The organism is Paenibacillus favisporus (assembly GCF_040545415.1).
In the GTDB taxonomy this organism is placed as follows: Bacteria; Bacillota; Bacilli; order Paenibacillales; family Paenibacillaceae; genus Paenibacillus_AQ; species Paenibacillus_AQ favisporus.
Genome location: NZ_JBEPLV010000002.1, coordinates 384,581 through 404,987 on the forward strand (window position 1 = coordinate 384,581; position 20,407 = coordinate 404,987).

The window sequence follows — 20,407 nt, forward strand, 5'->3', positions numbered from 1 at the left end:
GGGAATCCGCGGCTGTCACCCGGATAATCATCAGCTTCAATCCGTAATCATCAGCTGAGATGCGGAAGGCGAAAATGGCGCCGTTATGCGGTTTTATGGCCGGTGTCAATGAAATGATTATGTACGGAATTCCCAAAACGGCCTAAGCTGGAGTCGTAACAGGAAACGCTTACAAGGAGGTCGACCTGGTGAAGGACTCGAACACGGCCGTCATGAACATGAATGTCAAACCGGCCAGGAAGGTACGGACGGACACCGCTCTGGACCGTATCAAACGTCACAAGCTGCTGTACCTGATGATTTTGCCCGGCGTGTTGTATTTCATCATCTTTAAGTATCTGCCGATGGGCGGTCTCGTCATTGCCTTTCAGGATTACCAGCCTTTCAAGGGGATCACGGGCAGCCCTTGGGTCGGAATGAAGCACTTTGTCCGCTTGTTTACAGAACCGACGTTCTTCATGCTTCTGCGCAATACGCTGATTCTGTTTGCACTCAACATCGTGATCTTTTTTCCGCTTCCCATTATATTGGCGCTGATGCTGAATGAAGTCAGGCACCGGCTGTTCAAAAACTGGGTACAGACCATCATCTACATCCCGCACTTCATGTCCTGGGTCATCATCGTCTCCATTACCTACGTATTCCTCACCGTGGACGGAGGCGTGCTGAATGAGCTGATCGCCAGGCTGGGCGGGCACAAAATCAGCTTCCTGACCGCTCCCGAATGGCTGCGCACCGTGTACATCGGGCAGATCATCTGGAAGGAGCTCGGCTGGTCCACCATTATTTATCTGTCTGCGATTACGGTGGTGGACACTCAGCTGTACGAAGCAGCCGAAATGGACGGAGCCGGACGGTTCCGCAAAACGTGGCACGTGACGCTGCCGGCGATCCGGCCGGTCATCATCACCCTGCTCATTCTCAAGATCGGCAGCACGCTTGATCTGGGATTCGAGCATATGTACCTGCTGCTCAATTCGCTGAACCGCGAGGTGGCCGAAATTTTCGACACCTACATCTATACGGCGGGACTGAAAAACGGACAGCTGAGCTTCAGTACAACGGTAGGCTTGTTCAAGGGCTTGGTGGGACTTGTGCTGGTCATGGCTTCCAACCGGCTGGCGAAGAAGTTCGGCGAGGACGGCGTGTACTAATCAAGGCACGGCGGGTGTGGGATCCATCCACGGATGTAGGATCCATCCAAAGGATAATAGAAAAGGGGAAATGGCACATGAAACCAATGGTAAGCAAGATGGCTGCGTTTACGCTGGTCTGCGGGCTGCTGCTCTCGGCCTGCGGCGGGGGAGGCGGCAAAGGGGAAACGGCCCAGGGCTCGGGAGGCAGCGCTGCGGCAGGTGACGAAAAGGCGACGATTACGTGGTTGAACATTTTGCACACGGCGTCGCCGCCGACCGATACGGTGCTGAACAAGATTGAGGAAAAGACCGGCGCGGATATCAAATTTTCGTGGATTCCGGATGCTTCCAAGGAAGAACGCATCAATACGTCGCTGGCGTCCGATTCCCTGGCGGATATCGTTACGCTCACCATTCTCGACAATTCCTCCGTACGCAACGCCCTGAAATCCGGCATGTTCTGGGAGGTTGAACCGTTCCTGGACGAGTTCCCGAACCTGGCGAAAATTTCGCAGGATACGCGGAGATCGGCTTCGATCGACGGCAAGCTGTACGGCGTGCCTTTCCAGAAGGATCTCGCCCGCAACGGCGTCGTCATCCGCAAGGACTGGCTGGATAAGCTTGGACTGTCCGTGCCGAAGACGACCGATGAGCTGATGAACGTCGCCAAGGCGTTCACCGAGCAGGACCCGGACGGCAACGGGCAGAAGGATACGACGGGCTTCATGGACCGGAGCGATCTGATCTACGGCGCCTTCAAGACGCTGGGCTCATACTTCGGCACGCCGAATAACTGGCAGGTGACGGATGACGGGAAAATGATCCCCGAATTCGAAACCGAAGGGTACGTCAAAACGATGGATTACATGAAGACACTGTACGAAAAAGGATATATCAATCAAGACTTTGCGGTGACCGCCAAGACCGACCAGCAGCAAAAATTCGCCCAGGGCAAAGCCGGAATTTACGTCGGCGCCCTGTTTGACGGGAAGAACCTCTTGAATATGGCCAAGGGCGTTCAGGATAATATGAAGCTCGCCTTGGTCAACAACATTACATCGACAGGCAACGAAAGCGACCGCGCGATTTGGGCGGCGAACAACGGAATCGGCGGACTGCTGGCTTTCCCGAAATCTGAAGTGAAGGATGAAGCCGAGCTGAAGCGCGTTCTGAAATTCGTCAACGACCTGATGGACGACGATGTATACGCCCTCATGACATACGGAATCGAAGGCGTCCATTATACCGTGGATGCGAATGACGCGGTTACGATTACCAATACCGATTTGTGGCAGCAGGAAGTGCAGCCGTTTGCCTCTTCCCGTCCGAGCGAAACGGGTTACAAAATCCATGACGCCGATCCGCTGAAGGCCGAGGCCGACAAGCTGATCAAGGAAAACGCAAAATACGGGGTGCTGAACCCGGCATATTCCCTGGAATCCGAAACCTACACGACGCAGGGCTCCGAGCTGCAAAAGATCATCACCGATGCGACTTACAAATACATTCTCGGCAAAATCAACCTGGACGAATTCAAAGCTGCGGTGGAGAACTGGAAGAAATCCGGCGGCAGCAAAATTATCGAGGAATACGAGGCCGCTTACAAAGCCACTCAGCAAAAATAACGGCTGAGCCATACGCTAGGAGACGGCAACAAGTCCTATCCCGCCTGCATGGGGGTTAGGACTGTGTTTTTTCCAAGACGGCAGGGTGTAAAAAAGCAATCCCCGGCGAAGATGATAATTTTATCAGAGAAAGCCGGAAATTTTATCCGAGGAGGAACAGCATGCAGACATTCAACACGGCGCAGCGCATGGCCGAGTCCATCATGGCACGGACGCCGAAGCTGTACGAGGGTAAGGGATATGAAGGCAAGTGGTCGTATGATTACGGCGTGGTGCTCAAGGGCTTCGAGCTGCTCTGGAAGCAAACTGGAGACCGCCGGTATTGGGAGTATATCCGGGACAACATGGACCATTTTATTCAGGAAGACGGGAGTATCCGCGGGTACCGCCCCGAAGAATACAACATCGACCATATCAACAACGGCAAGCTGCTGTTCACCCTGTACCGGGAGACGGGGGAGGAAAAATACAAGCAGGCCGCCGGGCTGCTGCGATCCCAGCTGGCATCCCATCCCCGGACGTCGGAAGGGGCATTCTGGCATAAGGAAATTTATCCGTATCAGATTTGGCTGGACGGCCTGTATATGGGCTCGCCTTTCTATCTTGAATATCTGCTGACGTTTGAAGGCGGGGCGGGACTGGACGACGTGACGAAGCAGTTCAAGCTGTGCGAGCTCCATACGAAGGATGAGGCCACCGGACTCTTGTATCACGCCTGGGACGAGAAAAAAGCCCAGCCGTGGTGCGACCCGGCCACCGGCTTATCTCCAAATTTCTGGGGAAGATCCCTTGGCTGGTTTGTCATGGCGCTGGCGGACAGCCTGGAGCTGCTGCCGGGAAGCCATCCCGATTATCCTGAGCTGAAGCGCATCCTGACCGATACGCTGCGTGCGCTGAGATCCTATCAGGATCCGGGCAGCGGCGTCTGGTACCAGGTGGTCAATGAGGGCGGCCGCAAGGGGAATTACTTGGAGGCCTCAGCTTCCAGCATGATCACCTATGCCATCGCGAAAGGGCTTCGCCTCGGCGTCCTTGCGCCGCAGGAATGGCAGGACAGCCTGGACAGAGCGTATCGGGGGCTGCTGGAGGAGTTTGTGCTGGAGACGAAGGAAGGCTGGCTGAACCTGAACAAAAACTGCCAGGTGGCCGGGCTGGGCGGAGCCGACCGGCGCGACGGCACGTACGCCTATTACATCAGCGAGCCGATCATCACCAACGACCAGAAGGGGCTGGGGGCGTTTCTGCAGGCCTGCGGCGAATACGAGGCCAGGGTTCCGGCCGCTGCGGCGAAAGGAGAACAGCCATGAGCGTGTACAGCATCACCGAGTTCGGGGCGGTGCCCGGCGGCGCCGAGCCGGCGACCCGGGCCATCGCTGCGGCGATCGAGGCGGCGGATGCCGCTGGCGGCGGGACTGTGTTCGTCCCCGCAGGCACGTACCTGACCGGGGCCATCCTCCTGCGCAGCAACATCGAGCTGAGGCTGGACCCGGGCGCGGTCCTGTCCTTCAGCACCGATCCGGCGGATTATCCGGTCGTGACCTCCCGCTGGGAAGGGGTGCTGCGCGAGGTGCACGCCTCCTGTGTGTACGGACACGGGCTGAAGAACGTGTCCATTACCGGCAGCGGCACGCTGGATGGCAACGGCCAGCCCTGGTGGGACAAGATGCGCAGCCGCCCGGAGGAGCTGACCCACCCCAGGCCGAAGCTGATCAGCCTCGACCGCTGCACCCGGGTGACGATCCGCGACGTCACGCTGATCAACTCCCCGAGCTGGACGGTCAATCCGATTCTCTGCGACAACGTGACGATCGACAACGTCTCGATATACAATCCCGCGGATTCACCGAATACTGACGGCATCGACCCGGAGTCGTGCCAGAACGTTCGGATCAGCGGCTGCCACATCGACGTCGGCGATGACTGCATCGCCATCAAGGCGGGCACGGAGGACACGGCGCAGCGGGTTCCGTGCGAGAACATCACGATCACGAACTGTACGATGATCCATGGCCACGGCGGCGTCGTGCTCGGCAGCGAAATGAGCGGGGACATCCGGAACGTCGTGATCAGCAACTGCATCTTTAAGCACACCGACCGCGGCATCCGGCTGAAATCGCGGCGGGGGCGCGGAGGAACGGTGGAGGATATCCGGGTCAGCGGCATCGTCATGGAGGAAGTCATCTGCCCGTTCATTTTGAACCTGTATTATTTTTGCGGACCGCGGGGCAAGGACAAGTACGTCTGGGATAAGCGGCCTTATCCGGTCACCCTGGAAACGCCGACGTTCCGGCGAATTCACTTTTCGAATATTACCGCAAGGAACGTACATGCGGCGGCAGGGTTTGTTTATGGTCTTGCGGAAAGGTATATTTCGGAATTAACGTTTGCCGATATCGATATTTCCATGGCGGAGAACCCCGTTCCGGGGCGTCCGGCCATGATGTCCGGCGTCCAGGATATGAAAGCGCGCGGCTTTTATTTAGGCAATGTGAGGGACATTCGGTTTGACCGGGTCACGGTTGGCGGCCACGAAGGGCCGGCTTTCTATGTCGAGAACGGCGAAGACGTGGAATGGCAGCAGTGCCGGTCAAAGGATACGAAGGTGCCGGAGCAGCTTGTAAAACAGGTAAGCGTAGTTCCGCAAGAGGAGGATCTCAGCGAAGAGGAGGTTTAACCAATGATGAGGGAACGGTTGAAGAAGCTGCTGGGCGATGTGCCGGAGGACCGGCCTATCGAGGCGGAGCTGCTCAAGCAGGAAGAGACGGACGGGTACCGGCTGGAGACGCTGCTGCTGGATTTAAACGGTCTGGAGCAGGTGCCCGCTTATGTCGCGCTGCCTGTAGACGGAGAGGGTCCCTATCCGCTCGTCGTTTTCAATCATTCGCATGGCGGCAATTACACGAATGGACGCAGGGAGCTGATCAGCGGCAGCTCGTATTTGCAGCAGCCGTCTTTTGCCAGCACACTGACCGGCATGGGTTATGCCGTCTGCTGTATCGACATGTGGGGTTTCCATGAGCGGTCGGGTAAGACGGAGAGTGAAATCGTCAAGGAAATGTTATGGCAGGGGCGCGTCATGTGGGGCATGATGCTGTATGACAACCGGCGGATGCTGGATTACATGTGCTCCAGGGAAGATATCGACGCCTCGCGGGTCGCGACCCTCGGCATGTCCATGGGCGGGATGATGGCCTGGTGGCTGGCGGCGCTGGACGAGCGGATCAAGGTGACCGTGGACATCTGCGGACAGGTGGATGCACATACCTTGATGAAGAAGCGCGGGCTGGATCATCACGGCTTCTACTACTACGTTCCGGGCTTGCTGAAGCACTTCACGACGCTGGAAATCCAAGCGATGATCGCCCCGCGGCCAAGGATGAGCCTGACCGGGCGCAGCGACCGGCTGACCCCGGAGGAAGGCGTCGTGCTGTTGGCCGAAGGCTTGCGGGAGGTATACCGGGCCGCCGGACAGGAGGAGCATTGGCAGACGGTCATGACCGGCGGCGGCCATATGGAGACGGCCGAAATGCGGGCCCGCTGGCAGCGGTTTTTGGCGGAACACTTGTAAGCGATGGCCGCAGCCCGAAACGAAAGGGGGGAAGGTCATGATTGTAGGAAAGCTGGACCACTGCGATTATCCGACGATTCAGGAAGCGGTGGATGCGTTGGAGAAGCAAGATCCGCACCGGCCCGAAACCCTGTACATCCTGTCGGGTGTCTATGAGGAAGCGGTACGGATATACCGGTCCGATCTGGCCGTGATCGGCATCGGATATGTGGAAATCACGAAGGGCCGGTATGCCAAGGAACTGGACGAGGACGGGAATGAGATTGGCACATTTGCAACGCCGACGCTGTTCCTTGGCGGCCGGCGGCTGCTGATCGAGAATTTGGTCGTGACCAATTCGGCCGGGCAGGGCGAGGACATCGGCCAGGCCGTGGCGGTCTACGCGCACTGCGACGAAACGGTTTTTCGCTACTGCACCTTTAAAGGGCACCAGGACACGCTGTTTACCGGACCGCTTCCGCCTGCCCCCAAGCATGGCGGCGTGTTTGGAGGAATCCCGCTCCGGGAGCATCACCGAGAGTACCGCCAGGTGTACGAATACTGCCGTATCGAAGGGACGGTGGATTTTATATTCGGCGGCGCGGCCGCCTTCTTTGACCGCTGCGAGATTCGCAGCCTGCGCCATTCGAGCGGGCATGCCGGTTATATCGCCGCGGCTTCTACTCCCGCGGGGCAGCAATACGGGTATGTCTTTAACCTCTGTTATTTGACGGCAGAGCCAGGCGTATCGGGCGTGTATCTGGGAAGGCCGTGGCGCGAATATGCACGCACTGACTACGTCGACTGCCGGATGGGCGGACATATCGAACCGCTGGGCTGGGACGATTGGAACGATCCGGGGCGGCGGCTGACGGTCAAATACCGGGAATTCGGCACCCGCTTTGATCCGGCCGCGCCGGCTCCGGGAGGACAGCGGGCCGGGTGGGCGGTCTATCAGGAGACGCTGGAAGGGGCTCCGCGGAAGGAACAAGTTTTTGCCGGAACGGACTTTTGGAAACGAAAAGGAGAGGGATGAGCATGACCATATCCACCCAAAAGGGAACCATTCGAAATCCGGTGCTGCCGGGCTTTAATCCGGATCCCTGCATCGTGCGGGCAAAGGACACTTATTATATCGCGGTGTCTTCCTTCGAGTGGCTCCCTGGCGTAAGGGTATATGCCTCCAAGGATTTGGCGGTATGGGAGCACTGCACCGACGTGCTGACCGATCAGGTCGACCTGCGGGGAAACCCGAAGAACTGCAGCATCTGGGCGCCTCAGCTCAGCTACCATGACGGGTTGTTTTACCTCATTTATACCGACGTGAAAAGCACCAAGCGCCCATTTAAAGATGTTCACAATTATTTGATTACGGCGCCTTCGATTCACGGGCCTTGGTCCGAGCCGGTCTATCTGAACAGCAGCGGATTCGATCCGAGCCTGTATCATGATGAAGACGGACGGAAATGGCTGCTGAACGAAATCTGGGATTACCGCATTCCGGAAGGGAATAAATCGAGCGGTATCGTTATTCAGCAGTATGATCCGCAGCAGCAAAAGCTTGTTGGTAAACCGTTCAAGCTGTTTGACGGGACGGATCTGAAGAAGACCGAAGCGCCGCATATCTATAAGCATCAAGGTTATTATTACCTGATTACGGCCGAAGGCGGCACCGGGAGCGGCCATGCCGTGACGGTGGCCCGTTCCCGCAGCTTGATGGGCCCTTACGAAGTGGATCCCCGCAATCCGATGCTGACCTCCCGGGACAACCCGGAGCTCCCGCTGCAGTGTGCTGGCCACGGCAGCCTGATCCAGACGCCGCAAGGAGAATGGTACATGGCCCATTTGTGCACGCGTCCGGTTGAAGGCCAGTACGCGCTCCTTGGCCGGGAAACGGCGCTGCAGCAGGTGTACTGGGACGAGGAAGGCTGGCTTCGCCTGACCGCCGGGGGAAATTCCCCGCAGATGGAGGTCCCGCGTCCGAAAGGGATCACGCCGGCAGAGGCCAAGATGGCCGCTGAACGGAGCTTGTTTGAGGATACCTTTGACGGACCGGAGCTTGCCAAAGCCTGGAATACGCTCCGCATACCGGCGGATCCATCCTGGTGCTCGCTGTCGGAGCGCCCGGGGTATCTCCGCCTTCATTCCGGGGAATCGCCGCAAAGCCTGTTTCATCACCACATTGTGGCCGTCCGGCAGGCGGATATCCATTTCCGGGCCGAGACGTCGCTGGAGTTCGAACCAGCAAGCTATTTGCAGATGGCCGGGCTGATGCTTTATTTGAACGATGAAAATTATTTGTATGCCTATGTGACGCAGGACGAAGAGCAGGGCAAGGTGATCCGGCTCATGCGCTGCGCGGAAGATGCGTTCACCGTTATTCCGGACATGATTCCGGTGAATGCCGGCGAAACCGTTCGATTGGCCGTGGAAGTCCATGGCATCCGCGGACGGTTCTATGGCCGGTTCAGCCCGGGACAGGATTGGGTCCCGCTGTTTGAAGAACAGGACATCCGCTTCCTTTGCGGCGGCTTCACCGGCAACTTTGTCGGTATCGCTGTCCATGATATGCAGTCCTTTGGGGGAAGCTATGCGGACTTTTCCCATTTTCGCTATACGGGAATTGAAGCATAGAAGAGCAGGGATGATCGGTAATGATGAAACAGGGGTTGCTTCTATGGTGAAGCAGCCCCTTTTTCGGTTCTTACTTTTCCTTGGACGGATTAATGAACGGCCTGCGTCTCAGCTGAAGGCCCGTGTTTTTCAGCTCGGAATCCAGCTTGAACTCCAGCGTCGCTTTCGAGTACAGCTTGGACCACCGGTCGTATTGGCTGGGCGGGACCTTTCCTCTGAAGCGGTTGCCAAGCCCAAAAATGTCGGATTCCTGCACCTGCGTCATCCGGAATACAGCGGCTGCCCGCTGCTCAATCAGGCGGTTAATGGAGGCTTCCAGATGCTTTGCCTTGATGTCGATCCCGCGCGCGGAATCCATGAGGGTCATCGAAAGCTTGGCATGAATGCGGATGACGGGCTTGCCATTGTTCATGTCCGTGTCGATATCGGCACTCGAATTCAGAATTTTAAGGTTCATTTTATCCGCGGTTTCGATTTCGAAGGGGGACATCTTGCCCGTAACGATTTCGTAAATCAGGGTTTCCTCCGGAGAGATCATGCCGACCATGGCGTCATTTTTAAAAAATGCATTGCCCGCGACCCGGAATATCGTTTCGGAATCCGTAACCAATACTGGCACGAGGCATTCCTCGAGCGGATCATAGTACCCCCTGAAAATTTCCCATAGCGACACGACGTTTTTTTGCGAGGTTCCGCCGCCGTAGCGTTCAAAGAACAGCTTCGTGTAGATACCCGAGAGCTCGCCCGTCGGGTTGGGACGTTCAAATATCGACTTCATGCCGCCTGTCGTAATCGCAATTAACGAATCCAGAGGAACGGTCCGGTCCCTGATCGTGAATTCCAGATAGGGCATGAATCCTTTCTTCGCCAGTGCCTGATCCAGAAAGATCGACTGGTTCTGCGACATATCCAGGCTTTTGGGCAGCCTTAAGCGGAGCTGATCTATGGCTTCAATCACGGTGCTGCCCTCCTGCTTGATGACGAAAAAATCCTTATGGGCTCCGTCCTGCGACTGAGGGAGTGGGAACCTCATCCAGACCCGCACCCGGTCACCACCGGCCGGCTCGATACCGATCGCGGTCTCGAGGAGCCGGTTGTCGACATCTTTGACATCCCAGCAGCCGGGGAGGAAGAGAAGCAGGCATAAGATGGCCAGGCATCGGGCTGCGCGTCTGCTCATTGGCGGGCCCTCATTTTGTTGGAAATGAAGGACTTGACCAGCACAGCCATAGGAAAGCCATACATTAAGTAAAGGCGTAGAACCGTATCCCACTCCACGGCTCTTTCGACCCATTCCCATGAAGGAATAAGTCGGATGGCGACGTATGCCGTGACTCCTGCCAGCACATACAGCAGCTTTTCGTTCCAGCTGGGAAATACTGCCTTGATTGCCGTTACGATGCAGTTCAGGATCAGGGCAAGCAATAAAAACAAATAGAGGATGGAGCTGACGATAAATACGGCGGTTAAATTTTCGATCACCAGCCAGTAATAGCTTACCGAGTCCATTTTGCTGATATAAGGAAGCGTCAAAATTCTTGACATCTCCGGACTAAACGTCAGCGCCGGCTGATAGACGGAGGCGGCCAGTAAAGGCAGAAAACAGAGCGCAGCCACGGTATAAGGCCGCCACAGCTTCTTCGGCTGTTTGGCGTATCTGCCGCAAGCCGCATAGTAAAGATAACCGGCCCAGATGAAGGATGTCGTATAGAATTTCGGGCTGGTCAGAAAATCCCCATTGGTATAGAGCCACGGTTTGCCCAGATTAAAATCGAGATCACCGAAGCCCAGCAAAACGAGCCCGACGGACAGCGGAAAGCTGATAAGCAGAAACAGGACGGAAGCGCGGATAATCGAACCGATTCCTCCGAAAGCCAGAAAGACGCCAATAAAGATCATCCCGTCCAAAAACCACTGCGGTGTGGTGTGAAGGATCGTCATCGAGATGATCTCGCTGTGAGCCCGGACGATGATCACCATGGCGCTCCACATAAACCAGAGCAGCGGAACGATAAAAAGAATGACCCCCGGCCACCCAAGCACGCGCTTTGTAATCGTATAGGCGTCTTTTCCTTTATGCAGCGCGAGGACCCGGCTGAACAGCCAGGCTCCCAGCAGTCCGAGCAGCATCCAGATCAGGATTGGGATCCAGTAGCTCTGGGTGGTGGACTGCAGGACGAGCCAAGGGTACACATGAAAGGAGATCGCCCCGAATACCATCATTTGCAGGACGAAGTATTGGGGCATGGAGATCTTCAGTTCCTCGTTCGATGGATTCATTGTCTCGACCCTCTTCCGAAGGTAATCCAGTAGCTGAGTGAAAATTTGCGGGAACCGCCGATCAGCCCAAGACTCATGGACCGGATCCGGGCACCGGGACCGATCGGAGTCAAATAGGAGACGCCGAACGATTGGATGCGGGAAAGGCAGATGACCAGAATGGCAAAGCAGATGAATATGCCGAGAATTCCGATGACGCTGGCCCCGGCGAGCATGAAATATTTCAAAATCCGCTGAACCAGGCCCATCTGATAATCCACGACGATAAAATTGGTCAGCGCCGTCGTTGCGACGATGATCACCAGCAAATTGCTCACAATATTCGCTTGAATGATCGCCTGTCCCAGCACCACCCCGCCAACCATCGTAACGGTGGAGCTGATCGACCTTGGCAGGCGTATGCCGGCCTCAACGATGCAGTCCAGAAGAAACAGCATGATGAGGGACTCGATCCACACGGGATAAGGGACCCCTTCCCTGCTGCCGGCGGCGGCCAGACTGATCTCCAGACGGTTGAGATCAATGTTTACCGAAGTGACCGCCACGTAGAAGGCGGGCAGAAACAGATTGATCATGAGTGCGATGAACCGCAGCCACCTTAAAAATAACGCGATCAGCGGCGTCAAATATTGATCTTCGGGGGATTCCCAGAAATCAAAGAAGGACCCCGGGGCGATGATCGAAAACGGCGTTCCGTCCATCAAAACGACAATCTTGCCGTTTAACAGGGAGGCCGTTACCCGGTCCGGGCGTTCCGTCGTGACGGCGGCAGGGAAGAGGCGGGAGGATCCGGGGTTCATGAACCGCAGCAGTTCGCCGGATTCCTGGATCCCGTCCGCTTGGATGGCGCTGATTTGACCGCAGGTGTATTGGACGAGACCCGGATCGGTCACCCCTTCCAGGTAAACCACGCCCACCTTCGTATTGGTCAGATCTCCGACGCTGGTCTCCCAAATTTTCAAACGGGAGGTTTGCATCCGCTGGCGTATGAGGGCGATATTGGTTTGATAGTTCTCGATAAAACCGTACATCGGCCCCTGAATCACGTTCTCCGTCTGCGGCTGTTGCAGCCCCCGCTGCTGCGGATTCTCCGTTGCCAGAATCAGGCCGTTGGCGGACTCCGCAGTGCACAGCACGGTTTTGCCGGCGCATACCGCTTTTTCGCAAGCGGAAAAATCACCAGCCGAATAGCTGGTGCCGTAATAACTGTGCAGTGTGGTCAGGACACCGTCCTGCGGCTGCCGGTTCACATTGAATATGAAATGATCGGAGCCGACAAGCGTCGTAAGGTACAACAAATACAGCTTGCCGGCGTCCGATTCACCGATGCAGACGGCCTGGAAGTCGGCCGCGTGCTGAAAGGCCTCCTGGAGCCGGGGAAGAAGAAATTCAGAGGACGTATACTGGAGATGCTGAAGCATCGTTGCACCTTTGCTGGGTTCCACGGTCGATCATCCTTTGCATGACACTTTGCCTTCGAATGACCCTAATTATTCCAAATCCTGCATCAAATTATGCAGGAGGATGGTGAGGTTACTCTGAAGGCAATCCTGACAGCATCGATCCGTAGTGTTTCGCGATTCCCCGGCTGACTTCGGCCATACGTAGCACCAGCGATTCCGGCTCGGCGATGGTCAGCGCTTTTCCGTAGGGAAGAAGAAAGTAGGGGACGTAAGAATGCAGAGAGGTGGAATCAAGCCGGTATACCGCTTCCCCTGGGCTTCGCTCAATCAGTGCATGTCCGAGCAGCCAGTGCTGCTTCAGTTCGTTCAGGACATGATCGTGAGCCTGAATCCGGACCGTAACCAGGGAAGGATCGCCAGCCGGGTCCGGCAGCAGCTGTTCCAGCAGAACGTCCTTGGCCGAAAAGTTCTCGGGGCGCTCAAAATGCCGATCCGTCACGTCCAGGCTCACAATCCGGTCAACGCGGAAGTTCCGCAAATCCTTGCGGAGATGGCAGTATCCAGTGGTGTACCATTGCCCTTTCCAATGGATGATGCTGTAAGGATCGAACTCCCGTACCGATCCGGTTCCGGCATCTCCATTGGAGCCGCCGTATACCATCCGGAGGGTCTGCCTTTGTCCAGCGGCTTCCTCAAGGCATTGCAGCCGCCCTTTTTGCTCCGAATCGATGGGCGGCTGAAGGACGGACAGCCCGCTGCTGTGGCGTTCAATTTGCGTGAGCTGCTTCTCGTTCGTATACCGTTTCAGTTTGTCCACGGCCCTGCCAAGGGCATCGGTGTGAGGATACCCAGCTTCCTGGGCAAACACCGAAGCATGGACGAGGGCTTTCTGCTCTTCCGCATCGAACATGAGCGGCGAGTCGGCAAAGGTTCCAAGGATTTGGAATCCCCCGTTCGGGCCGGAATCGGCAATGATCGGGACGCCGCTTGCGCAGAGCGAATCAATGCACCGGTACACTGTGCGGACATGGATCTCCAGCTCGTCGGCAAGCTGCTGTGCCGTCATTTTTTTGCCGGACCGGAGCATCCAGAGGATCGAGAGCATGTTATCAGCTTTGGACATCGGAGAAATCCTTTCGTAAAAGAGAGTTACCCGGGATACGATCCCGGGTATCAGCTCCATTGTAACGCGTCTAGGCGAGCGGTTCCATTCCTTGTTCCACCCATGAATCGTAAGTCGGACCGTACAAATCCGGCAGCTTCAATCCGGCCTGCCGCATCAGGACGGTCATCTGTCCGCGGTGGTGGGCTTGGTGCATGAGGGTAAAGCGCAGCGAACCTCCGTTGTTCCACTCCTGGCCGGCGATGGTTTGCGTCTCCAGAAGCTTGGCGTCCGTCCACTGCGTCTCGACCGCTTGGAGAATGGCCCGGCTGACCCGCTCGTACTGGCCGGCAAGCGCAGCGGCCGATTTTTTTACTTCGTCACTGTTATCGGGTGCATCAAACGCCAGCCCGAGCGATGTCATATAATGAACGGATTCCACGAGATGCCATGCCAGCCCGCCCAGGGTCCGGTGCTTGTCCGTTATGGCCTGCCCGAGCGATTCATCGGTCAGCGCATTCATGATCTTCTGGGTCATTTCCGCTTCGTTGGTCCATTCCGCTGCAAAATCTTTAATGCTTGTAAACATCATGCATTCCTCCATTTTTTTGAAGTTTTGTTCGGTTTAATAGCAGTATACACAAAAATCACTGACAGTTTCGGTCAGTGATTTTTGGAATGCTGCTGTATTTATTTATTTTTAATGTGAGCAACCGCTAAGCCGTTCCTCGAAGGATCAACTGGACAATATGACTGGCTGTTTCTTCTGCGGGGCACGCAGCTGTTCCCCGGCTCCATTCAAGGGCAGCGCCGTAAAGGGTCCAGCTGGCCGCAAGGGCTACGGTATCCAATGGAACGTTCCAGCCGAAATCCTCCGGTTCGAGCCGCTGCAGCCAGGCCGTGAGCAGCGATTTGATTTCCTGCTGCATCGTTCGTTCAAAGACAGGGTTGATCGTTTCCACCGGACTGCAGCGACCGTGAAGGGACCGGAAATGCTCAAGGAGGTTCACGGCCAGCATCTGAAGATGATCGCTGTTCCATCCGGCATCCGGGGGCAGATGCTGCTGCAGGCGGGTATGGAGCTTATCTCGGATCGATTGTTCCAGCAGGGCGTATTTGTCCGGATAATGCGAATAAAAGGTGCCCCTGTTGACATCCGCACGTTCGGTAATATTTCGAACCGTCATGGCGGTAAAGCCCTTTTCTTTCATCAGCTCTGCGAACGACTGCTTCAGCAGATTCTCCGAGCGCCTGCTTCGCCGGTCCTGCGGAACGCCTCTGTATTCCATGTATGTGCCGCCTCCTTTATACCTATGTAATATTCAACAATGAGGCTCAGGTGTCGGATAACGGTCAAACGCGGAGGATTGACGATTTTCTCCGGCCCATGTTTTCCCTATTGTAGGGGGTGGCAGGAAAAGAATCAATCTATGGAGGTAAGGTGAACATGCCTGGTTATCAGCGAAAAGAAACCATGAAAGCGATCCGGTATCACCGGCACGGAGGGCCCGAAGTGCTGCAGTATGAAGATGTTCCGGTTCCGTTAGTCAACGAGCGCGAAGTGTTGGTCCGCGTGCATGCGGCATCGATCAATCCGGGAGATTGGCAGATCCGCTCGGGGATGGCGGGAGACCGTTTTCCGCTGCCGTATATTCCCGGTTGGGATATTTCCGGCACCGTCGAAGAGGTCGGAGCGGGCGTCACGTCTCTGCGGGTCGGTGACGAGGTTTTTGGCATGACGGCGAACAGCGGCGCGTGTGCAGAATATGCGGCTCTGCCTGCCGCGCAGCTTGCACGAAAGCCCCGCAGCATCAGCCATGAAGCGGCGGCCGCCCTTCCGCAGTCGGCCTGTGCGGCCTGGAACGCACTGTTCGTTCAAGGAGGCCTGAAGGCCGGCCAAAGGGTGCTGATCTACGGTGCATCCGGCGGCGTCGGCCACTTCGCCGTGCAGCTCGCCAAATGGAAGGGAGCCGAGGTGACAGGCGTAGCCTCCGGCAGGAATGAAGCATTTTTGCGTGAGCTTGGGGCCGATCAATTTGCCGATTATTCGTCCGGATCATGGACGAAGGCCGTTGATCCAGTCCAGCTTGCGGTCGATACGGTTGGCGGAACCGAAGGAAACCGGCTCTTGGAGGTGATCACGCCTGGAGGATCGCTGGTTCCGGTCACGTGGGGGAATTATGACACCGATCAGGCGGCCGCCGGGCAGATTGAGGTTCACGAAGTTGCGATGCTGCCGGTCACGACAGCGGATTTGGACCGGATATCCCGTTTAGTGGAGGAAGGGCAGCTTCGAGCGGTCATCGACCGGATGTTTCCTTTAAAAGAGACCGCCCTGGCTCATGAGCTCAGCGAAAGCCGGCGAGCCAGGGGGAAGATCATTATTCGTGTAAGCAGCACGGCGGATCGATAACAACATCCTTATTTTTTTCGCGGAAGGAACAAGGCCGCGACTCCACCGATGATCATCCCGGCGGCAGCCAGATACATGGCGGTGCGGACGCCTGCTGCCTGCGCGACCAGAAGCGAGCCGCCGCTTTGACCGGCGATACCGGAATTGGCGATGAAGATCAGGAAGGCCATGCCGATGGCGTTGCCGATATTCAGCGTTGTCGAGGCCATACCCGAGGCCACGCCCTGCTCTGATGGAGCCACGCCCGCGGAAGCGGCGATCCACATGCCGGTCCATACGACGCCCTGGCCGAGGCCGGAAATGATCAATCCGGGCACGATAAGCAGATAGCCGGAGTCGGCATACGCCCCCAACGGGATGAGGGCGGTGCCCACGATGCCGATCATGATGCCGGTCAGAATCGTGCTGCGCATGCCGTAGCGCGTGGCAAGCCTTTCGCCCCATTGGGTTCCAAGGGCAATGGATAGCGATGGCACGATAAAGGCAAGTCCGGTTTGCAGGGCATTGAATTGATGCACATTCTGGAACAGTACCGTCAGGAAGTAGGGGATGGCTCCAAAGGTACCCATGTAAAGAAAGGTTATGATCATGCCCGTGACCAGGCTCCGTCTCCGGAGAAGACGCGGCGGCATCAGCGGATTGGAGGTGCGGTTTTCGATCCAGGCAAACGTGAGAAATAACACCAGGGACAGAAGGGCGCATATCAGGATGCCGGCGGAGCCCCACCCTGCCTCAGGTCCCTGAACGAGGCAATACACGAGTAAAGTCGCAGCGCCGGTAAAGCTCAGCGCACCGGGCAAATCGAAGCTGCCTTTTCCGGATCGGACAGGGTCCCGCGGAATGGCAGCGAGTGCGGCCAGGGCTGCACCGCCGGCAAACAATACGTTGACAAAGAAGACGGCTTCCCACCCTATGGCGTTCGTCAGAATGCCGCCGAGGAGAGAGCCCAAGGTCAATCCGCTGGCTCCCGCTCCGCCCCAGACTGCGAGGGCTCGGTTGCGCTTAGGTCCTTCTTCATACAGCCGGTTGATAAGGGATAGGGTCGCCGGAAAAAGAAAAGCGGCTCCAATGCCTTGCAGCGCTCTGGCCAGGATGATGACCAGCGGACTCCATGCCAGCCCTCCAAGCAAGGAGGCTAGCGCGAACAGGAGCAGTGCTGATATGAACATCCTTTTTTGCCCGAGCTGGTCTGCGGCACGTCCGCCAAGAAGGAGGAAGCCGCCGCAGAAAATCGTATAGGCACTGACGACCCACTGAAGGGATTGTTCCGAAAAGCCCAGTGCACGGCCCACTTCGGGGAGCGCAACAAAGACGATATTAATGTCAAGGGAGTAGATCAGCTGGGCGAAAGCGAGGATGGCGAGGCTCCAGCCCAAGGCTTTCTTTGACATCGCCGGAGTGGCGGCAGAATGGGCAGCGGTAATGACCTCGCCCCTTGGACTTGCTGACAACGGGTCTCGTGATGACACGCGAAAAGCACCTCATTTCAAAATGTTTTGAAATGATTATATTTCAACAAAAATTGAAATGTCAATACGGAGCGTGTATAATATTTTCTATGAGATCCCATTACGAAACCGAGATGGCCAAAGCGGCCAAAGCACTCAGCGACCCGATCCGGATGAAAATTTTGGTGATGATTAAAATGGGCAGGCAGCCGGATTTCCAGTCTCCTGTCTGTACGTTCGAGCCTGCGGCCGTATGCCCCGCGGACCTGCAGCTTAAGCTGGGAGACGTATCGCCGTCTAAGCTGTCCTACCACTTGAAGGAGCTTAAGGATGAGGGGTATATCAAGGAATGCAGGGAGGGAAAACGGCATTATTATTCGCTGCAGCCGGAAAGGCTGAAGCAGTTCACGAAAGATTTAAGCTGGCTGTATGAATAGGAAAGCGGAGCGGTCGTTTGGAGACAGATCAGCTGATGCCTGCCCCTTATCCGTAAGCACAAACAACCCCTGACAACGTCGGGGGTTGTTTCGATTTGAGGCCAGACAGGGCAGTCACCCGCGTTCAGGCCTGCTCCTCCCGGCTGAATGGCAGCCGGACCCGGAACGTGGTCCCCTCGCCCGGTGAGCTTTCGGCCTCGATGGTGCCTTGATGCGCCGCGACGAACTCCTTGGCGATGGCGAGCCCAAGCCCCATTCCGCCGCTGTGCCGCGAGCGGGAGGCATCGGCCCGGTAGAAGCGGTCGAAGAGGTTCGGGAGATTCTCGGGGGCGATGCCGGTGCCGGTGTCCTTCACCGCGATCTCCAGCCATGGCCGTCCGTTTGCATCCTGTGCCTCCGACAGGATCACTTGGATCAAACCGCCATGCGGCGTATGCCGGACGGCATTGGTCAGCAGGTTGAGAAAGACCTGGGTTATCCGGCCGGAGTCGACCGGGATCATCGTGGAGCCGGCTTGGCTCACCAGCGTCATGGCAATGCCGGCATCCTGCGCGCGGGGCAGAAGCCGCTCGAGCGTCTGATCCAGCAGGGCACGAACGTCCGTCCGGCTGAACTCAAACGACAGCTTGCCTGCCTCGGCCAGTGAGAGCTGATGCAGGTCATCCACGAGCCGGGTGAGCCGGATCAGTTCATCCTGCAGCGGAAGCAGCTGCTCGGGTTCGATCGCTTCGCCTTGCTGCTGCAGCATATCCATCTTTCCCCTCATGATGGAGAGGGGGGTTCGTAGCTCATGCGCGACGTCGGCCACGAGATTGCGCCTCGCATCCTCGGCCCGGCCCAGCTGCAGGGACATCCGGTTGAAGGCGGAAGCGACCTCGCCGTACTCATCTTTGGTCGTGACCGGAACCTGCACACCATGCCGGCCTTCCTTAATCTGCTCGATCGCAGAAACCAGCCGGCGAAGCGGGGAAGTCAGACGGCGGGAGATCCAATAGGCAGCCAGCAGGGCATCAACAATAAACACCACCGCGCTGACGATCAGCAGAAAGCCGACGCCATGTGAAATGCCAAGCTTCACCTTGGAGATCACGCTGATCTCCGGATCGTAGTATCGGAAAGACCCGACGTCCCGTCTATTCGTCTCGATGCGGTATTCTACCCCGAGCCCCCTGATCATGGGCTCGGTCACGCTGCCGAAGATGGCCAGCTTCCTGTCGTGCACGTCGTACAAGATGAGGCCGCTGTCTTGAACTTCTTCCAGTAAATCGCCGGGGGCCAGCTTCTCAACACCGTTCCAGGAACCGCCGTGCCGATCATAATATTCGGCGAGCGTATGCGACAGGCGGCTGATTTGCTCTTGGTCGGAGGACGGTGTCAGCTCGCCCAGCAGCCCGCGCACGACCGCGTTTGTGATCAGCATAAACGTCAGGCTCATGACCACGATAAAGGCGGCCATGGCCCAAAACAGTTTCCGGCTAACGTTCACGGCGGTCACCGAACCGGTATCCGAATCCGTACACGGTGTTAATAAACACTGGGTTGGACGGATCGTCCTCGATCTTTTTGCGGATCCGGCTGATATGGGCGTCCGCGGTCCGCTCGTCGTTCAGCAGGTCATCATCGACCGCAGCCAGCAGCTGCAGGCGGCTGTATACAATGCCCGGACGCGAAGCCAGGGTGGCGAGCATTTTGAATTCGGTCGGGGTCAGCAGAACCTCCTCCCCGCGTTTCCACACCCGGCACTGCGCCTCGGATATCGTCAAGTCTCCCCGCACGATCCGGTCGTCCGGAGTCTCTTCCCCATGGATTCTCCGGAGGACCGAGCGTATTCGCGCTACCAGCTCCCGGAGGGAAAAGGGCTTTGTCAAATAATCGTCGGCGCCGACCTCCAGCCCGATGATTTTATCCGTTTCTTCCACTCTGGCGGTCAGCATGATGATTCCCAGCTTCGGCAGCTTCCGCAGCTCCCGGCACACGTCTATGCCGCTCATTCCCGGCATCATCCAGTCGAGGACGACCAGGGACGGCTTCCGTTCGCCAGCGATCCGGAGCGCTTCCCGCCCGGATAAAGCCGTGATCGTCTCGTATCCCTCCTGCTGGAGAAACGGCTCCATAAAGGCCAGCACTTCCTTTTCATCATCGACAAGCAGCAGAGTATGCGTCATGTGTTCATTCTCCTTTATCTCGAGAGCCTCGGGCCGTTGCAGCCTTTCCGGCTTTTATCCCCCTCATTATATACCGGTTCCCGCGGATGCGGGGACAATTCACCAAAGCCGTAAGGAACCGCAACAAGTTCGCAACATTCTGAAGGAAAACCCCCGACAACCCCGGCATGGGGCCGGGTAAAAACCGCAAAAAGTCCAAATTTTATTTTCATAACAA

The 20,407-nt window shown here is 56.9% G+C and carries 18 protein-coding genes; 9 read left to right on the plus strand and 9 right to left on the minus strand.

The genetic code is table 11. The features are described 5' to 3' along the window. Positions 1–188: 188 nt before the first annotated feature. The 7 genes from ABID47_RS09835 (at position 189) to ABID47_RS09865 (ending at position 8,942) form a co-directional block, all read left to right on the plus strand. Positions 189–1,154 (plus strand): ABC transporter permease, encoded by a 966-nt coding sequence (locus ABID47_RS09835; RefSeq protein WP_373309525.1) that lies wholly within the window; start codon positions 189–191, stop codon positions 1,152–1,154. Between the two features lie 77 nt (positions 1,155–1,231). Then, positions 1,232–2,761 (plus strand): extracellular solute-binding protein, encoded by a 1,530-nt coding sequence (locus tag ABID47_RS09840; RefSeq protein ID WP_354496269.1) that lies wholly within the window; start codon positions 1,232–1,234, stop codon positions 2,759–2,761. A 161-nt stretch (positions 2,762–2,922) separates the two neighbouring features. Next, the gene (locus ABID47_RS09845) at positions 2,923–4,068 is read left to right on the plus strand and encodes a glycoside hydrolase family 88/105 protein (protein ID WP_354496271.1); all 1,146 of its coding nucleotides are present in this window, start codon (positions 2,923–2,925) and stop codon (positions 4,066–4,068) included. Then, a complete protein-coding gene (locus tag ABID47_RS09850) occupies positions 4,065–5,435 on the plus strand; it encodes a glycoside hydrolase family 28 protein (RefSeq protein ID WP_354496273.1) in 1,371 nt (456 codons plus the stop codon). Before ABID47_RS09845 ends, ABID47_RS09850 begins: the two co-directional genes overlap by 4 nt. A 3-nt stretch (positions 5,436–5,438) precedes the next feature. Next, positions 5,439–6,329, plus strand: a complete 891-nt coding sequence (locus ABID47_RS09855; RefSeq protein WP_354496275.1) for a dienelactone hydrolase family protein — start codon at positions 5,439–5,441, stop codon at positions 6,327–6,329. Between the two features lie 37 nt (positions 6,330–6,366). Then, on the plus strand, positions 6,367–7,344 hold the full coding sequence (locus tag ABID47_RS09860) for a pectinesterase family protein (protein ID WP_354496277.1): 978 nt from the start codon (positions 6,367–6,369) through the stop codon (positions 7,342–7,344). 2 nt (positions 7,345–7,346) lie between these two features. After that, positions 7,347–8,942, plus strand: coding sequence for a glycoside hydrolase family 43 protein (locus ABID47_RS09865; protein WP_354496279.1), 1,596 nt, complete (start codon positions 7,347–7,349; stop codon positions 8,940–8,942). A 70-nt stretch (positions 8,943–9,012) separates the two neighbouring features. Here ABID47_RS09865 and ABID47_RS09870 read toward each other — a convergent pair whose 3' ends face one another. The 6 genes from ABID47_RS09870 to ABID47_RS09895 all read right to left on the minus strand — a co-directional run bounded on the left by ABID47_RS09870 (position 9,013) and on the right by ABID47_RS09895 (position 15,016). After that, positions 9,013–10,122 (minus strand): Ger(x)C family spore germination protein, encoded by a 1,110-nt coding sequence (locus ABID47_RS09870; protein WP_354496281.1) that lies wholly within the window; start codon positions 10,120–10,122, stop codon positions 9,013–9,015. After that, entirely contained in the window at positions 10,119–11,222 is a 1,104-nt protein-coding gene (locus tag ABID47_RS09875; RefSeq protein WP_354496283.1) for a GerAB/ArcD/ProY family transporter, read from the minus strand. The genes ABID47_RS09870 and ABID47_RS09875 overlap by 4 nt, the downstream gene beginning before the upstream one ends. Beyond that, positions 11,219–12,667, minus strand: a complete 1,449-nt coding sequence (locus tag ABID47_RS09880; RefSeq protein WP_354496285.1) for a spore germination protein — start codon at positions 12,665–12,667, stop codon at positions 11,219–11,221. The genes ABID47_RS09875 and ABID47_RS09880 overlap by 4 nt, the downstream gene beginning before the upstream one ends. An 88-nt stretch (positions 12,668–12,755) precedes the next feature. Then, entirely contained in the window at positions 12,756–13,748 is a 993-nt protein-coding gene (locus tag ABID47_RS09885; protein WP_354496287.1) for a helix-turn-helix transcriptional regulator, read from the minus strand. A gap of 70 nt (positions 13,749–13,818) precedes the next feature. After that, positions 13,819–14,319 (minus strand): DinB family protein, encoded by a 501-nt coding sequence (locus ABID47_RS09890; RefSeq protein ID WP_341874524.1) that lies wholly within the window; start codon positions 14,317–14,319, stop codon positions 13,819–13,821. 124 nt (positions 14,320–14,443) lie between these two features. Beyond that, positions 14,444–15,016: a TetR/AcrR family transcriptional regulator gene (locus tag ABID47_RS09895; protein WP_354496290.1), complete on the minus strand. Its 573-nt coding sequence runs from the start codon at positions 15,014–15,016 to the stop codon at positions 14,444–14,446. A 158-nt stretch (positions 15,017–15,174) separates the two neighbouring features. On the opposite strand from ABID47_RS09895, the gene ABID47_RS09900 reads away from it, so the two are divergent. Then, positions 15,175–16,140: an NADP-dependent oxidoreductase gene (locus ABID47_RS09900; protein WP_354496292.1), complete on the plus strand. Its 966-nt coding sequence runs from the start codon at positions 15,175–15,177 to the stop codon at positions 16,138–16,140. Between the two features lie 8 nt (positions 16,141–16,148). Here ABID47_RS09900 and ABID47_RS09905 read toward each other — a convergent pair whose 3' ends face one another. Continuing rightward, on the minus strand, positions 16,149–17,609 hold the full coding sequence (locus ABID47_RS09905; RefSeq protein WP_354496294.1) for an MFS transporter: 1,461 nt from the start codon (positions 17,607–17,609) through the stop codon (positions 16,149–16,151). Positions 17,610–17,698: 89 nt separating this feature from the next. Between ABID47_RS09905 and ABID47_RS09910 the strand changes: the two genes are divergently transcribed. Further along, positions 17,699–18,025 carry an ArsR/SmtB family transcription factor gene (locus ABID47_RS09910; protein WP_354496296.1) on the plus strand — a complete coding sequence of 109 codons (327 nt, stop codon included), beginning with the start codon at positions 17,699–17,701 and terminating at the stop codon, positions 18,023–18,025. 124 nt (positions 18,026–18,149) lie between these two features. On the opposite strand, the gene ABID47_RS09915 is transcribed toward ABID47_RS09910, so the two are convergent. After that, the gene (locus ABID47_RS09915) at positions 18,150–19,511 is read right to left on the minus strand and encodes a sensor histidine kinase (RefSeq protein ID WP_354496298.1); all 1,362 of its coding nucleotides are present in this window, start codon (positions 19,509–19,511) and stop codon (positions 18,150–18,152) included. Continuing rightward, the gene (locus ABID47_RS09920; protein ID WP_354496300.1) at positions 19,501–20,190 is read right to left on the minus strand and encodes a response regulator transcription factor; all 690 of its coding nucleotides are present in this window, start codon (positions 20,188–20,190) and stop codon (positions 19,501–19,503) included. The genes ABID47_RS09915 and ABID47_RS09920 overlap by 11 nt, the downstream gene beginning before the upstream one ends. Positions 20,191–20,407: the final 217 nt, after the last annotated feature.